At 38.4% G+C, this 14,999-nt stretch carries 14 protein-coding genes; 4 read left to right on the top strand and 10 right to left on the bottom strand.

Annotated features, from left to right (window positions below; genetic code table 11):
* Positions 1 to 48: 48 nt before the first annotated feature.
* Positions 49 to 672 (top strand): DUF502 domain-containing protein, encoded by a 624-nt coding sequence (locus H4J67_RS03280; RefSeq protein ID WP_182174385.1) that lies wholly within the window; start codon positions 49 to 51, stop codon positions 670 to 672.
* Between the two features lie 130 nt (positions 673 to 802).
* Entirely contained in the window at positions 803 to 2,074 is a 1,272-nt protein-coding gene (locus tag H4J67_RS03275; protein WP_182174382.1) for a flavohemoglobin expression-modulating QEGLA motif protein, read from the top strand.
* Positions 2,075 to 2,240: 166 nt separating this feature from the next.
* Here the strand turns inward: H4J67_RS03275 and H4J67_RS03270 are convergent, their stop codons facing one another.
* From H4J67_RS03270 to H4J67_RS03245, 6 genes are all read right to left on the bottom strand, one after another.
* Positions 2,241 to 3,302 carry an HD domain-containing phosphohydrolase gene (locus tag H4J67_RS03270; RefSeq protein WP_182174379.1) on the bottom strand — a complete coding sequence of 354 codons (1,062 nt, stop codon included), beginning with the start codon at positions 3,300 to 3,302 and terminating at the stop codon, positions 2,241 to 2,243.
* A gap of 27 nt (positions 3,303 to 3,329) precedes the next feature.
* Complete coding sequence (locus tag H4J67_RS03265) at positions 3,330 to 3,692, bottom strand: response regulator (protein ID WP_182174376.1); 363 nt, start codon at positions 3,690 to 3,692, stop codon at positions 3,330 to 3,332.
* A gap of 247 nt (positions 3,693 to 3,939) precedes the next feature.
* The gene (locus H4J67_RS03260) at positions 3,940 to 6,237 is read right to left on the bottom strand and encodes an ATP-binding protein (RefSeq protein ID WP_182202871.1); all 2,298 of its coding nucleotides are present in this window, start codon (positions 6,235 to 6,237) and stop codon (positions 3,940 to 3,942) included.
* A gap of 340 nt (positions 6,238 to 6,577) precedes the next feature.
* Positions 6,578 to 7,342 carry an ABC transporter substrate-binding protein gene (locus tag H4J67_RS03255; RefSeq protein ID WP_182202870.1) on the bottom strand — a complete coding sequence of 255 codons (765 nt, stop codon included), beginning with the start codon at positions 7,340 to 7,342 and terminating at the stop codon, positions 6,578 to 6,580.
* Between the two features lie 161 nt (positions 7,343 to 7,503).
* Positions 7,504 to 8,406 (bottom strand): radical SAM protein, encoded by a 903-nt coding sequence (locus tag H4J67_RS03250; RefSeq protein WP_182174367.1) that lies wholly within the window; start codon positions 8,404 to 8,406, stop codon positions 7,504 to 7,506.
* Between the two features lie 87 nt (positions 8,407 to 8,493).
* Entirely contained in the window at positions 8,494 to 9,306 is an 813-nt protein-coding gene (locus tag H4J67_RS03245; protein ID WP_182174363.1) for a crotonase/enoyl-CoA hydratase family protein, read from the bottom strand.
* 95 nt (positions 9,307 to 9,401) lie between these two features.
* On the opposite strand from H4J67_RS03245, the gene H4J67_RS03240 reads away from it, so the two are divergent.
* Together H4J67_RS03240 and H4J67_RS03235 are read left to right on the top strand one after the other, a co-directional pair.
* Positions 9,402 to 10,232 (top strand): SDR family oxidoreductase, encoded by an 831-nt coding sequence (locus tag H4J67_RS03240; RefSeq protein ID WP_182202868.1) that lies wholly within the window; start codon positions 9,402 to 9,404, stop codon positions 10,230 to 10,232.
* Positions 10,233 to 10,301: 69 nt separating this feature from the next.
* Positions 10,302 to 10,826 carry a VF530 family DNA-binding protein gene (locus tag H4J67_RS03235; RefSeq protein WP_182174357.1) on the top strand — a complete coding sequence of 175 codons (525 nt, stop codon included), beginning with the start codon at positions 10,302 to 10,304 and terminating at the stop codon, positions 10,824 to 10,826.
* 39 nt (positions 10,827 to 10,865) lie between these two features.
* Here H4J67_RS03235 and H4J67_RS03230 read toward each other — a convergent pair whose 3' ends face one another.
* The 4 genes from H4J67_RS03230 to H4J67_RS03215 form a co-directional block, all read right to left on the bottom strand.
* The gene (locus H4J67_RS03230) at positions 10,866 to 11,627 is read right to left on the bottom strand and encodes a type 1 glutamine amidotransferase domain-containing protein (RefSeq protein WP_182202867.1); all 762 of its coding nucleotides are present in this window, start codon (positions 11,625 to 11,627) and stop codon (positions 10,866 to 10,868) included.
* Positions 11,620 to 12,486, bottom strand: a complete 867-nt coding sequence (locus tag H4J67_RS03225) for a class I SAM-dependent methyltransferase (protein WP_182202865.1) — start codon at positions 12,484 to 12,486, stop codon at positions 11,620 to 11,622. Before H4J67_RS03225 ends, H4J67_RS03230 begins: the two co-directional genes overlap by 8 nt.
* 124 nt (positions 12,487 to 12,610) lie before the next feature.
* Positions 12,611 to 14,089 (bottom strand): glycerol kinase GlpK, encoded by a 1,479-nt coding sequence (glpK, locus tag H4J67_RS03220; protein WP_182174348.1) that lies wholly within the window; start codon positions 14,087 to 14,089, stop codon positions 12,611 to 12,613.
* 262 nt (positions 14,090 to 14,351) lie between these two features.
* Positions 14,352 to 14,903: an SAM-dependent methyltransferase gene (locus H4J67_RS03215; protein WP_220471610.1), complete on the bottom strand. Its 552-nt coding sequence runs from the start codon at positions 14,901 to 14,903 to the stop codon at positions 14,352 to 14,354.
* Positions 14,904 to 14,999 lie beyond the last annotated feature (96 nt).

Raw genomic sequence — 14,999 nt, 5'->3', positions numbered from 1 at the left:
AACATTCAGCGTATCTTCGCTTATTTCAACCGTATTTAGGATATTAACTTGCAATTATTAAGTATATTAAAAAAAATTAAAAACTTTTTATTAACAGCATTTATTGGTGGAATGGTTATATTATTGCCCGTCGTTATTATCTTTAAAGTCGCTTTTTGGCTATTAAATTCACTCTCAATGGCCTTTGAACCGATATCTACTTTTTTCTCAACACAATTTGTCTCTCACATTCCTTTAGCTGAAATTCTTGCCTTTACTGCCGTATTTTTATTATGCTTTATCATAGGAGTACTCGTACAAACAGTATGGGGACGCTATGTTCATGGTCAATTAGAACAACGCTTACTTGTTCCTATTCCTGGCTATACGCTAATAAGAGATATACTGAGCCAATTTAAAAATAAAGATGGTGGTTCTTTTACGCGCCCAGTAATGCTTAAAGCATTTCAATCTGAACAATTAGTTTTGGGCTATATCACTGACGAATTAGAGGACCATTTTGCGGTATTTGTACCTACCAGCCCTAGCCCATTTAATGGTTTCGTTATTTTTGCTCCTAAAGCAGATGTTAAACACATTGAAGGCAGTGCTAAAAGCGTGATGAACTTAATCGTCGGATGTGGTGTTGGCTCAGCAAAAACATTAACAAAAGATCATTTTAAAACCCCTTAACTTTACCATGTGTTAATGCGCCAATTTACAGAGTAAAACCAATAACATAACAATTTACTTTTGGTGCTAACGCAAATTTTGTGAGTTAACTCAGCAAGTAACTCGTAATGACTATGGAATTTAAAGACCCATGAATACATTAGAAGTGGAAAAAGAACGGATTTGTCAGATAAGTTCTATTCTATACAGCGCTAGCCAACCGATCAGAATACTCACCCATTTAGAATGGAACAGAGATATTAAACAGCAATTCTTTGCAGATAAGTGTAAAGAGCTACCTAAGGTTAACTACCCTACTTTTGATCCCAGTAAAACCTTAAGTTTAGTGAGTGAAGCTAGAAGCTTGATGGGGAATTCAGACATAGATGAATGGCTAAAGCGTATTTCAACTAAGCTTGAATATGGTGCTCTGATGATGGGATCGGTAGGCACTAAAAAGTTTTATGAATTTTCTGAGGCGCTTTACGGCAAACCTACCAACCCATTTACTGACGGTAAATCAACACCGCTTGAATTAGCGAATATTTTTGACAAACAAATTAGTAGTTATGCTAGTTACAACTTTGGTAGTCCACCACCCATGTGTTATCTAGCTTCAGATATCGCTGAGCAAATGCAAGCAGCCGTGACTAAAATGTTTGGTACAGATGCGCCGAAAGTTGAAGTGGTTGATGAGCTATCTGCCAACGCGTTAGCAAACCCAAAGTTAATACGGATTAGGAGGACAGCCTGTTTTACTGATCTTGACGCGCAACAACTCATTAATCATGAAGCCCATATTCATGTTGCCACTTCGATTAATGGACTTAATCAGCCTCACCTTAAAATATTAGCCGCTGGTCATCCTGGGACCACTAAAACACAAGAGGGCTTGGCGGTATTTTCTGAATATATCACTAATTCTATCGATTTAGATAGACTACGCAGACTAGCTGACCGTATTATCGCGATACAAATGTCGATTGAAGGTGCAGACTTTTTAGAAGTGTATGACTACTTTTTAGGTCGTATTGGCAATGAATCACAAGCTTATGAAAATACTCGGAGAGTTTTCAGGGGGGGTGTTTTAACTGGCGGCGCACCCTTTACCAAAGATGGTGTATACTTAGAAGGACTTATCCGCGTGCATAATTTCTTAAAAGCTATCGCCGCTAATGGTCGAGCAGATTGTCTTAAGTTATTATTTTGTGGAAAATTAGATATTGAAGACATTCCAGTACTATACAAATTAGAGGAAATGGGGCTATGCCAACCCGGTAAATACTTACCACCATGGGTTGAAGACGCACGCTATTTATTAGCTTACTTAACCTGCTCTGAGTTTCTCAATAAAATGGATATGCCTAAAGTTTATAGCCATTACGATGAGTTACTGGACAGCATTCCAAAAACGCTCAATTAACGTTGTGGTTTAGTAACAAGTCCTAACTGCCATCAAACTTAAATGCAATAGCCGCTAAAGCTAACGCTGTGATTTAACAACAAGCACTATCAGTCATCAGGCTTATATGCGGTGGCGGCTAACGCTGTTGTTAAAACAGCGTTACTTATACAGAGGTTAGTAGTCGTTAGTGGCCGTCCTTATATTTTTCATAGACCTTTTCAAAATTCTCTGGATATGCGGCAAAAGCGGCGAGCACCTTAGGGTCAAAATGTTCTGGCATGGTTCTGCCATCACCTTCAGTAATTATTTTTACTGCCTTTTCATGACTAAAAGCAGGTTTATAAGGGCGTTTTGAGCGCAGCGCATCATAAACATCACACAACGCCATAATACGAGCAGGTAATGGAATATCTTCACCAGATAGACCATTAGGATAGCCAGTACCATCCCATCTTTCGTGATGATTTAATGCGATTTCAGCGCCCATTCTGATAAAAGGAGAATCTCCTTTTTGCAGAATTTTTGCGCCAATAGCACTATGTGTGTTCATGGTTTCACGCTCTTGGGGTGTAAAAGGCGTTGTTTTGAAAAGAATAGCATCTGATATACCAATCTTACCAATGTCGTGCATCGGGCTCGCATAAAACAATGCTTTATTCATTTCTTCACTCAGACCAAGCAATCGCCCTAACAGATATGAATAGTGTGCAATACGGCGTACGTGTGCCCCAGTTTCCTCATCCTTAAGTTCAGCAGCGCAGACCATAGTGATGATAGTTTCCTTATAAGCATTTTCAAGCTTAGTCGTACGTTCTTTAACCTTATCTTCAAGTTTATTGTTGTAGTCTGAAAGCAGATCGCTGTAATCCTTTAAGCGCAACATGTTCCTAACCCGTAATATAATTTCAGCTCGGTCGATTGGCTTTGTGAGAAAATCATCAGCGCCTACTTTAAGTGCCGTCAATTTAGCCGCATGATCATCTAACGAGGTCACCATAATAATTGGAATATACATGGTCTCAGGATTAAGTTTTAACCTTTCTGCAACTATATTACCATTCAGCCCAGGCATCATGATGTCGAGGAGAATTAAATCCGGTGGGTCTTGCTCTACACTTTTTAAAGCCTCTTCTCCCCCATTAACTGTCTGAATAAGATAGCCTTCATATTCAAGCATCACCTTAAAAAGTTCTCGATTGAAGTCTTCATCGTCAACAATAAGGACTTTTCTGGGTCGATTATTCATATCGATTTTCCTATTAAGAGATTGAGGTTATATTACATGTTTTTCGACTACTGCCCACAATACTTTATAACGCAAGGGTTTAGATATATAGTCGTCGCAACCTGCAGCCAAACATAGTTCTTTATCTCCACTCATTGCTAGAGCAGTTAACGCGATAATAGGTATAGACTTTGTCGCAGGAGATGCTTTTAGCAATACCACGGCTTCTAAACCCGACAGACCCGGAAGCTGTACATCCATCAGGATCAAGTCTGGTAATTCTGTTCGACTTATACGCAAGGCACTTTGCGCATCTTTTGCTTGAATAACGCTATGACCCGCTTTTTCAACTAACAAAGTGGCGAGTTCCATGTTCATCGGGTTATCTTCAACAATTAATATGCGAGCCATTCCATTTCCTCTTACTGCGTTTACCTAAAGCTCACTAAACTGAAGTACTCACTATTTATCTATTCACGTAATCTTTGGCCATACCGCTAAAATATTAACCTAGAGCATATTTATTCTTTAATGATAAATTAACGCGCCCTTTTATATTCAGTCTTTCTAGGAGTCCAGTTTAACTGTCTTTTTCTAGCGCTAAATTTACCAGTACCGAAGCGCTCTTCTCAACTTCAGTAATAAAGGGCAACTCATGCTATTTAACCAAATTACGGTCAATATTCTCATCTTTTATTTGTATGGGTGGGTTAACTGAAAGAGAAACGTCTTTAACGCTGACATCACGCCATGGTATCCACACTTTAAAACAAGCACCTTTATCTTCTGCGCTCGATACCGCCATAAATCCACCATGCAAATGAGCAAGTGCTTTCACCATAACTAAACCCAGCCCAGTGCCACCAAATTTTCGGGATAGGCTACTGTCTATTTGGGTGAAGGGTTGAAAAAGCTTATTTAAATTATTCTCAGAAATACCTATACCGGTATCATGTACCGTGATTTCTAAAAACTCATCAAAGGTGGTTTCAACATCATCAACTTCATTAATCAGTCGAGTTTTCCATGAATTATCTTCAGTGATCATAATCACGTTAGCGCGAACAGCATGGCAGGCAGAAAAAATAATGGTGCCACCTCGTGGTGTAAACTTAACAGCATTAGATAATAGGTTGTAAATAATCTGCTTGAGTTTGCGCCCATCACATTGCATAAAACCTAAATCTGCTTGCACATCCTCGATTAATTCGATATTTCGCGATAACGCTTTCTCTTTTATCATAGAAGTACAGTCATGCAATAAGCTGGTCAATTGAAATGTCTCTATATCGAGGATCATCTTACCCGCTTCTACTTTCGAGAGATCAAGCACATCGTTGATTAGCGAAAGCAAATGCTGACCACTTTCAAAGATATTGCCAATATATTTACTTTGCTGTTGGCTAAGTTCCCCCACCAAGCCATCTCTAATGACTTCTGAAAAACCTATAATAGCATTAAGTGGCGTACGTAATTCATGAGACATACTGGCAAGAAATTCGCTTTTCATTTGACTAGCGTGACGTAAAGCTTCACTTTCAGCACGCAGTTGCTCGCCTTGTCGCTGCTCACTGATGTCACGCGTAACTTGAGCGAAACCAATCACTTTGTTATCAGTGCTATTTATCGCTGCTATTACCGTATTGGCCCAAAAGCGTGTGCCATTTTTACAGATTTTCCAGCCATTTATCTCAAAACGGCCTAGCTCTCTAGCGACCTGTAATTCTTTTTGTGGTTGACCTGCGATTATTTCTTCATGGGGATATAAACAAGAGAAAAACTCTCCAATCACATCAGCAAAGGTATAACCGGTAATATATTCAGCCCCTTTATTCCATGAGCTAATACGTCCATCGACATCAAGCATTATAATGGCGTAATCACGTACACTTGAGACAAGAAGTCGAAGCGACTCTTCACTCTTTTTTAATTGCTTATCTGCTTGCAATCGGGCTAGTTCAACAACCAAAGCACGTCGAATGTACAACCAAGTAGCGAGTGACACCGCCACAAATAATATGCCTCCCATCCAAATTAGCTGTCGAGCACGTCTATAAATCGGTGCATAGACTTCGGCTTCATCAACTTTTGCCACCATGCCCCAATCCATTCTAGGGACCTGCGATAAATAGGAAATAACCGGTATGTTTTGATAATCGACACCACGAAAGAAACCCGTTTTGCCATTGACAGCATTCGTACCCGGGATATCTTCTTGGTTAAGCGGAATACTCATACTAAGCGATAAGTCTTTCTTACGACGTACCTCATTAAGGTACAGTGCCTTACCGCTATCTCTGCGTACCAGTAAGGTTTCTGCACTCAGGCGATCAACTGGCCAAGCATCTAGCATAGGAAATAGAAACTGCTCTGGATGAATACTAAAATAAAGTACACCAATGATCTGACGAGCCCCTTTACTTTCGACAAATAAAGGCACTAGCATCGACATTTTTAGTTTTTCTTTTTGCCCTAGGTTAATCTCACCAAGTATCATTTTTTCAGTGCGAATAACGTTTATGGCCTGCTCTTTTATCGAATCATTGTCTGGGTTCATTGTTATGTTGTTAGTCGATAATATTGTCTGACCTGCTAGGTTGAGCAGCGATAGGGCAGCATATTTATTATTGTCTTCAATATTTTTAAGGCGCTTTAAAATATTATTACGGTCAGCATTATCGGGAGCGCCAGCAAGTAACCACTGTTCCAGTAGAGTGGTAAAATAATAATCTTTACTGATAATACTGGCATCACGTTCAAGTCCGTCAAGCCAATATTCGATTCGTTCGACTTTTAGATTAGCAATGCTGGCGAGGTTATCTTCGCTGCGTTCTAGAATGATATTTTTTTGATATTGAAATATTATCAATCCAGTCAGAATGATGGACAAAGCGAAGGCCATTAGTAATAAAAAGGGCTTAACCAGAAAGTTTGGGAACCGCGTATCAACGTTCATAGTATGATCCCGTCTTTTTGACAGAATTATGGCAACTATCAGCGGGTAAAATAGCAAGTAAGGTAATATTTATTCCTGATGTAATGGCAAGGGTTAGTGTTAAGTCCGTTTACCTAACATCAATTTAGTATGGCTTTATATCGATAGATAGCAAGGTTTTATTTATAGCAAAACCGATAATGAAAAGAGCTCTCATTTAAGAATAATAATAATAATAATAACTACATTCTTACTACACAGAATTAACAAAGTCACTAATTTTAATAACTTAAGAATAAACCTGCCAAGTTAATATTTGATAATGTCATCAATAGACAAGACACTTAATATACTCAACTCATTAATACTCAGCCTGGGGTAAAGCATAAGTAGCTTTAATCGCTAACCGTTGCGGTGCAATATCATCGAAGGCCTTTTGATATAGTGCTATCACATCATTGGCTGTGTTTATATTAAAAGCCAAATAATTACCCACCTTATTGACCTGCCAGACCTGTTCATAGTCAGTTTCATCAAACCCAAGTTGTTCTGCTAAATAAGCGAAACCATGTATAGAGATAACAATCATGTCGACACGATCTGATTGCATCATTAAAAAAGTTTGTTTTAAGGTGGAGACTTTTGCTAGGTTAGAGGAAGGAAAGCCCACTTGATGAAGCGAAATTTCTGAAATATCACCTGCTACGGTGGCAACTTTATGGTAAAAAATCTGCCCTAAATTAGCAAACTCAAAGTTTTTTGATTTTTTGGCTATCAGTACATGAGTAGAGTGAAAAATAGGCCCAACCCATTTAAATAAACTTTCGCGAGCTTGAGTTCTAGAAATGGTAAACAAAGCAGTGTTGGCTTTATCTAAAGTAAATCTATAGCCACGTGCCCAAGGCACAAGCAGAATTTCTTGTTCTACAATGTCTAAATGTTTCCATAACGCTTTTAAAGTCTCTACTGAAATTCCCTTAAGCTTATCATTAACTAAATAATTAGCAGGTGGATAGTTTTCAGTATAAAACGTAATTTTTTGTGTTGGCAATAATTGTTGAAGTGCCTGCAGCGGAGCAAGCACAATAAAAAATAGTAAAATAGACTTAATCAGAAATTTATTCATTAAAACTGAATCCTAAACCACGATAAAATAAAATCAACAGACTTTATTATCAATTAACGTCAACCACACTTATATTGCCAATATACCTTCGCATATCAACGTTATTGATGGTGACGGAGCTATTTGCTGTAAATAAAGTACAGACTACATTTATCAGCTAACTATAATCCTCGTTGCCATTCTTGACGAAGCGGAATTTCTGTAGAATGCGCTAATGCCATTTGCACCGTATTAACTAGTTTCTCTTTATCTTTCCCTAGAATGCCCTTTAAGACTAAGTAATTCGAAGCATGATCAGACCTAAAAATAGTTTTTTCTAATTCCAGCGAAGATAATAATGTTGCCATTTCAATAAATAATTCTTGCTGACTTAACAGTCGATAGGGTTGATATTGTCGGTCAGTAAAGTTTTTAGCAAAACGTTCTTGCCCTAAAGGGAAGCTAACCACGAGTGTCGATAAATAGTCGGGTTGTGCTTCATTCATTAATTTAGCTGAGTTAACGGCATGCTGTTTGGATAACTCAGGTCCACCAAGTCCATTTAAGATCATCACTGAACTTTTAATACCTGCTTGCTTAATTTTGTTAAGCGCAATTAAAGAGCTTTGATAGGTTTCGCCCTTGTCAATTAATTGTAAGACCTCATCGTCACCACTTTCACAGCCAACATACAAGAGAGACAAGCCTAACGCCTTTAACTCTGCTAGCTGTTCAACGGTTTTATTACTGACATTTCTTGGTAGACAATAACTTGCAACACGAGTGACTTGCGGAAAATATTGTTTTATTAGCTCAAGTATTTCTTTCAAGCGTTTAAACGGTAACATCATTGCGTCACCGTCGGCTAAAAATACCCGACCAACAGGTAAGCCTGAGTCGACAACTTTAATCATCTCCTCTTCAATCAATGTGACTTTTTTCGGTTTAAATTTTTTGTTTTCGGCCGTATACATTTCACAAAAAGAACAATTATTCCAAGAGCAGCCATTGGTAACTTGCAAAATAAGGCTCTTCCACTCACTCGGCGGACGAAAAACTGGCTCTATATATTCAAGGGGATACATTCGTTACTCACTTTTTAGATCACTTTAGTTAGCTACACATCATCGAAAAATAATCGTAAATTTAACCTGAAAATATTCAGTTGAATTTTACGACCAATCACCTCTATCTTTAAAGTCTTTCGCTTCACTGGTGCTATGGGTTTGATTGTAGGTTTTTATCTTTTGATTTTTACCTAACATAACCTTTAATTGATAATAAGTTTCACGAGCTAAAGTAAAACGGTCACTGCGCCACCAAACATGATTATAAAGTTTTTTGACACCGGCAACCGCATCCGGTGATTGCTGGCAAATTTTCTCTGCTAAACTTTTTGCTGACATTAAGGGATCTGCACAAATATCGGTAATTAACTTGAATTCAAGCGCTTGCTGCGCAGAAATTTCTTGACCAGTCATCGCCAACAACTTGGCTTGATCTGCTGGTAAGTGTTCTTTAAGTGCTAAAGTGCCACCCATATCTGGAATGAGTCCCCACCTCGCCTCTAAAATAGATAAAGTAGCGCTGGGCTCAACAAAGCGAAAATCGCCACCCAGTGCTATTTGTAAACCGCCCCCCCAAACTCTGCCATGTAATGCCATAATCACCGGAGCAGGAATTTTACGCCAGCCCGTTGATACACGTTGCGCTAAATTTGATTGACCGGGTAACCATTTAAACAAGAGTTTAAAAATATTAACCGGCGCTTTCATCACAGACTTAACATCTAAACCACTACAAAAGTCGACACCTTTACCATGAACAATTACTGCTCGCAGTGATTTATCTTTTTGTAATTGTTTAATAATTTTATCAAGTTGATAAAACATCGTCATATTAATAGCGTTATGTTTATCTGCACGATTAAGGGCAACATAAGCAATGTTGTTTTCGATAGTTAACAATACGGTTTTTTCTGGCATAAATACCTCTGGTTAGACCAGAGTAAAATAACCTTGTCGACATGAGATGTAAATAAATAAAACAAATAAAAACAAATGAAACTGGAAGCATAAAGATGGAACATTATTTTCAAGGTAAAACAGTTGTTATTACCGGTGCATCTGCAGGTGTCGGTGCAGAAACTGCCCGAGCCTTTGCCAAATTGAAAGCTAATTTGGTTTTATTAGCGAGAGGACAACAAGCACTCGACGAGATTGAAAAAGAACTCAGTGTTGAAACTTCGGTTTTAACGATCAAGATGGATGTCGCTAATTCAGCTGATTGCCAAAAAATGCTAGAGAGTGCTCAAGAAAAATTTGGCAGTATTCATTATCTTATTAATAATGCTGGCTATCATCAGCGCGGTAATGTTGAAAATAATACCGCTGAACAATTAGCAAAAATGGTCGATGTAAATTTACGTGCGCCAATAGTACTGTCGGCATTAATTTTACCTTATATTCGCAGCAGTATAACTAATGGCGGCTTTGGCGGCATCGTTAATGTGGGCTCTTTAGCTGGTCGAACACCCTTACAAGGCGCTGCAACCTATTGCGCAACTAAGTCTGGGCTGCGTGCATTTACCTATGCCCTTGCTGATGAATTAAGCGGCTCGGGAATTAGTATTGGTTTAGTTTCTCCGGGGCCAATCAATACGGGCTTTATTATGTCTGAAATAGATGAAGTAGAAGACATCGTATTTTCTCAACCGATGAGCAGTCCCGAGCAAGTCACCGACGCAATAATCCGCGTAGCCAAAAGTCAGCAAATCGAAATTTCATTACCTCGTTCGAGCGGTTGGTTAACCACTGTTTCTTACCTATTTCCTTCACTAAGACGCTTTCTAAGACCAGCACTTTATAAAAAAGGTCGAAAAGCAAAAGAACGTTATCGAAACAAAAAATAATAAAGGCAAGTACATTGTCAGCATATCCGTATATAATATGTCTATAACTGTTTAGTAAAAAAGAATCTCATGACGCTAGAAGACGAACAACTCAATAATCCCCTGCACGGGCTTAAATTAGATACACTTTTAAACGAAGTGTTTGATCATTACGGTTGGGAAATTCTAGCGGAATATACCAATATTAATTGTTTTAAAAACAAGCCTAGTATTGAATCTAGCTTAAAGTTTTTGCGTAAGACCGAGTGGGCACGTGAAAAAATGGAACGTTTTTATTTATATCAATTTAAGAACTTACCTAAAGCCGATGATGAACAATATGAAATTCCACCACGTCTGCGAGTAATACCTGCACGCCAAAAACCTAAAGACCCTGCCGTACTCATTTTAGGACAAGCACCTATCCCGACAATCAGATCATCGAATTTTTCTGATAACAAACCTTCATCACAAGGTCGAGATAGCAGAAGTAATAGCAGTAAGGGGAGTTATAAAGATAAAAGTGAACAGGGCTTTGCTCGTCGAACAGAAAAACCTGAACGTTCAAAGCCAGCTAGTGCATCTTCAAACCCTTACTCGGATTCTCCTAAGTAACATCAATATAAGCATTCAAGTGACAGATTTACTGCAAGGTTAATCTGTCAACATATCAATAAATTTCAAACTAAAATTATAAATATCTCCAGGCCATCTCGCCGATAAGTAGTTTCTATCTTTGACGATAAAGCCACGTGACAAGTGCTGTAAATCATCACGAGCTATTGGCAAACTGCCGGCAACAAACTGATTTTTATTGGCAAGTGCTGCCACTAATTCATCTTCTGTGGTTGTTTCTGGATACGTTAAATAATAATCATCTAACCAAAGTCGAGTTAATTGGAAAGCCATAAGCTCTTGACGCTTTAATAGCCCGGTACATTGATAATTATAGATGACCGATTTTTGACTTTTAGGATCAATACTTCTCGCTGGAATTAATACGCCATGGCAAACAGCCGCGACGGGTTTATTTTCATTAAAAAAATCAACCACCAATCTTTGCAATACCTCTGATTCTAAATATTCTTTTACTCCTTTGTCATGCCCACCCGGTAATAATAATCCATCGAAGTCACTGGCTTTCACATCGGTGTAAGATAAAGGCTTATTAAATTCAGCTGATTTTTCCAGTTGACGATAGGCATTTATTGCATCTTGTCTAGCCTGTAATAAGGGTTTGAGCAAACCCAAACTTTTTCCTGTCAGCATAATGTCGTCGGCCGTTGCGACCTTGCCATCAGCCGTTATAAAGGTCATTTCAACCTGTTGTTCTTTTAGCAATAACCAAGGAATAGCAACTTCTGAAGGATCGCAACCATAGCGCGGTAGCGGGATCAGTACTTTTTTGTTATGCATCTTTATTGCCCCTATTTAAGATTTCTTTGTTAGCTTGTTCTTGTTGCAAAAAATAAGTCCATTGCTGCTCGTAAGCAGACATTTGCTGATGTTTCTTAGTGGCTAAATGCATTTGCTTGTCGTGCTCTGTGGCAAAAGCGCCTGTATGACAAGCTAGGCATTTTTTATCTTCAGGCACCCTACTTTTGCGGTTATAGGTTATATAGTCATCGCTGTGAGCATCAAACATCGCTTTACAATTTTCTAAAGACGCATAGCTGTATATATAAGTTGTACCTTGAGTTGATTTAACATGTTTATCTCTGTTTACATTCCTGACTTTATAATCTGGAAATTTAGTAATATCAAAGAAAAAACGACCAATATAGTTGATATCGGTATTAGTGATTAACGCTTTTTCAATATTCCATTGCAAATAAGGTTTAACATTCTTTGAAGTGATCAACGCAAGTTTTGCACCATTTTCATCAAGAAAGTATTGAAAGCAGTTCAACAGATATTTTCTCAGTAAAGCTCTGTTTAAGGTATTAACACTTAATTGTTGGCACTGAGCTTGAAAAGCTTGTTCAGAAGGAAAAGCGGGTAATAATGGAAATTGAAAGATCACCAAATCAAATGATTTTTTAGCTAACGTCCCCCAAGTATTTTCATCAGTAACGTCAAAATCAGTGATGACTTGGCAATTGTCCTGCTGTAACTGCTGATAATAAACATCACCGTACTTTTCCTGTAAACAAGCCATGCTGTCATAGATGGTTGCTGTCAGCTGCTGCGGTTGATGATGTTTTAGTAAGGAGGCAGAAAAAGATAAGTCGCCATCACCAACCGTTAAAACACGCCATTTGGGATCAATATACATAATGAGATTTATAGAATAATAAAATTAGCATTGTATACCTGTTAACGCGCAAAGTGCAGAATTTCAGTGACAATAACAATCGCTAGCTTTTGCCTAAATTGATAACTACTCGCAAGATAAGGTATTAGCTTTGTACTTTACTTACGGCATCTTGCCATTGCGCATAAAGACGATTTTTTTTCTGCTCGCTGATTTGTGGTTTAAAACATTTTTCACAGCGCCACAAGGTTGATAATTCATCAACAGAAGAAAAGACGCCTGCTTGTAAGCCGGTTAAATAAGCAACACCTAACGCTGTGGTTTCAACAATATCAGGGCGTTCAACTGTTATCGATAACATATCGCTGATAAAATTAAGCAACCAGTTATTTTCAGCCATGCCGCCGTCTACTTTTAAAAATGAGAGCGCTAAGCCATCTTTGGCCATGGCATTTTGTAAGTCTTTACTTTGAAAAGCAACCGACTGCAAAGCGGCAGAAATTATTTCATTTCGACCTGAGTCACGACTAAGGCCTGAAATAACAGCGCGGGCATTAGGATCCCAATACGGGGCACCCAAACCTGTGAATGCTGGGACTAAAAAAACACCATGCTCAACAACCGTATTTTCAGCAATTTTTTCACTGTCACTTGCTTTATCAATGATCTTTAATTGATCTCTTAGCCATTGAATAGTTGCCCCTGCCATAAAAATACTGCCTTCGATAGCGTAAGTAACGTCGCCATTTAAACGATAGGCAATAGTTGTCAGTAGCCGATTAGTTGACTTTAAAGCTTTATTGCCGGTATTTAGCATTAAAAATGCGCCTGTACCGTAAGTACATTTCGCCATGCCCTCAGTAAAACAAGCTTGACCAAATAAAGCCGCCTGTTGATCACCTGCCATCGCTAAAATAGGTATTTCACCATTAAATAAAGATGATTGCGTGACACCAAATTCAGCGGCGCAGTCCATCACGTCAGGCAACATACTTTTGGGTATTGAAAATAAAGCCAGTAATTCATCATCCCAACATTGTTGGTGAATATTAAATAACATAGTGCGAGAAGCATTAGTTGCATCGGTTTTATGAGATTTTCCCGCCGTTAATTGCCACAATAAAAAAGTATCAACAGTGCCAAAAAGTAACTGACCTGCGTCTGCTTTTTCTCTTGCGCCAGGTACATTATCCAATAACCAATTAATTTTGGTCGCAGAGAAGTACGCATCTAAAATTAAACCCGTTTTATCCATAATGCTATTTTTGATTTCTTGACAATCAATTGAATCACAAAAAAAAGCAGTACGTCTATCTTGCCAAACAATCGCATTATAAATAACATCGCCAGTATTTTTATCCCATACGAGGGTCGTTTCTCGCTGGTTGGTTATGCCAATACCTAAGATATCGCTAGCACTCAACTGGTTTTCATCTAGCACTTTTTGACAGGTACTTAAGACACTCTGCCATAGTTCGTTAGGGTTGTGTTCGACCCAGCCATCTTGAGGAAAGTATTGCGGAAACTCTTCTTGGGCACTCGCGTAACGTTCACCTTGGGTGGTGAACAATATCGCTCGTGAACTTGTCGTGCCTTGGTCTATTGATAAAAGGTACTTTGCCATAAAAAGAAAAGTCTCCGCTGAATGAATAAAGTTAAACAGATTATGCCACAACTGGCTTGTTGAGCAATTATAGAGATTTTCTCGCCACGACTTGCGCTATGGATTGGCTATGATTACCCGTGTCTGAAATTGTTATCCCTAAACATATCGATAAAAGATACTTTGCGGTAAAAATACTTTGCGGTAAAAAAAAACCGTCTGCGCTGAATGAATAAAGTTAAGCAGGTTAAACAGATCATGCCACAACTTGCATGTTGAGCAATTATAAAGGTTTTCTCGCCACGACTTGCGCTATGGCTTGGCTATTACTACCCGTGTCTGAAATTATTGTCCCTTCAAAAGAATGAATAATTTGCCAATCAGCAAAATGCTCAAGTAATTCTCCTTTTTTTAATAAGAAATCAGGGTTTTTGGGGCGACCAAGAAAAGCTTGTCCTAAGGTGAAGGTTTGATAAATAACGAGACCATTAGGAACTACTGCCGCTTTAATCTGCTCTATAAGTGGTCGGTGTAAGTAGCGAAAAACGATTACTGCACTATGACTATTTTCTATTAATGACTGAGAAAGCTTTTGTTCAAAGTCAACTAGCCAAAAGGTCGCTAATGTCGATTGGTATTTATCTGCATCATGACTTATTGCTTGCTTAACATTCGCTAATGACTGCGTGTTAATATCAGCAAAAGTTACCGCTAAATTTTTCTCTAGGCAAAACAAACCATTCCTGCCATTGCCACAAGCCAGATCTAAGATGGGTAATGAATTTTCATGAGGGTTAAGTTCAGGTAAATATTTTTCTAGCAAGGAGGAATGCATAATTTTAGTTTTTTTGACTTTTTGCTATGAGTAATAAAAAAGGCTGCAATCAATTTGCAGCCTTCATTTAATTCAATACTAGTTATTAATAAGTAT

This window comes from Colwellia sp. BRX10-4 (assembly GCF_014077465.1).
Lineage (GTDB): Bacteria > Pseudomonadota > Gammaproteobacteria > Enterobacterales > Alteromonadaceae > Colwellia_A.
Note: the sequence above shows the minus strand (reverse complement) of the source record. Positions and strands in the feature narration are given on the sequence as shown.

What these genes read in the sequence shown, in the direction of transcription:
- H4J67_RS03240 (WP_182202868.1), top strand. Translation starts at nt 9,402, where the DNA reads ATGGAACATTATTTTCAAGGTAAAACAGTTGTTATTACCGGTGCATCT.
- H4J67_RS03250 (WP_182174367.1), bottom strand. Translation starts at nt 8,406, where the DNA reads ATGTATCCCCTTGAATATATAGAGCCAGTTTTTCGTCCGCCGAGTGAG.
- H4J67_RS03230 (WP_182202867.1), bottom strand. Translation starts at nt 11,627, where the DNA reads ATGCATAACAAAAAAGTACTGATCCCGCTACCGCGCTATGGTTGCGAT.
- H4J67_RS03255 (WP_182202870.1), bottom strand. Translation starts at nt 7,342, where the DNA reads ATGAATAAATTTCTGATTAAGTCTATTTTACTATTTTTTATTGTGCTT.
- H4J67_RS03215 (WP_220471610.1), bottom strand. Translation starts at nt 14,903, where the DNA reads ATGCATTCCTCCTTGCTAGAAAAATATTTACCTGAACTTAACCCTCAT.
- H4J67_RS03270 (WP_182174379.1), bottom strand. Translation starts at nt 3,302, where the DNA reads ATGAATAATCGACCCAGAAAAGTCCTTATTGTTGACGATGAAGACTTC.
- H4J67_RS03235 (WP_182174357.1), top strand. Translation starts at nt 10,302, where the DNA reads ATGACGCTAGAAGACGAACAACTCAATAATCCCCTGCACGGGCTTAAA.
- H4J67_RS03225 (WP_182202865.1), bottom strand. Translation starts at nt 12,486, where the DNA reads ATGTATATTGATCCCAAATGGCGTGTTTTAACGGTTGGTGATGGCGAC.
- H4J67_RS03275 (WP_182174382.1), top strand. Translation starts at nt 803, where the DNA reads ATGAATACATTAGAAGTGGAAAAAGAACGGATTTGTCAGATAAGTTCT.
- H4J67_RS03265 (WP_182174376.1), bottom strand. Translation starts at nt 3,692, where the DNA reads ATGGCTCGCATATTAATTGTTGAAGATAACCCGATGAACATGGAACTC.
- H4J67_RS03245 (WP_182174363.1), bottom strand. Translation starts at nt 9,306, where the DNA reads ATGCCAGAAAAAACCGTATTGTTAACTATCGAAAACAACATTGCTTAT.
- H4J67_RS03260 (WP_182202871.1), bottom strand. Translation starts at nt 6,237, where the DNA reads ATGAACGTTGATACGCGGTTCCCAAACTTTCTGGTTAAGCCCTTTTTA.
- glpK (WP_182174348.1), bottom strand. Translation starts at nt 14,089, where the DNA reads ATGGCAAAGTACCTTTTATCAATAGACCAAGGCACGACAAGTTCACGA.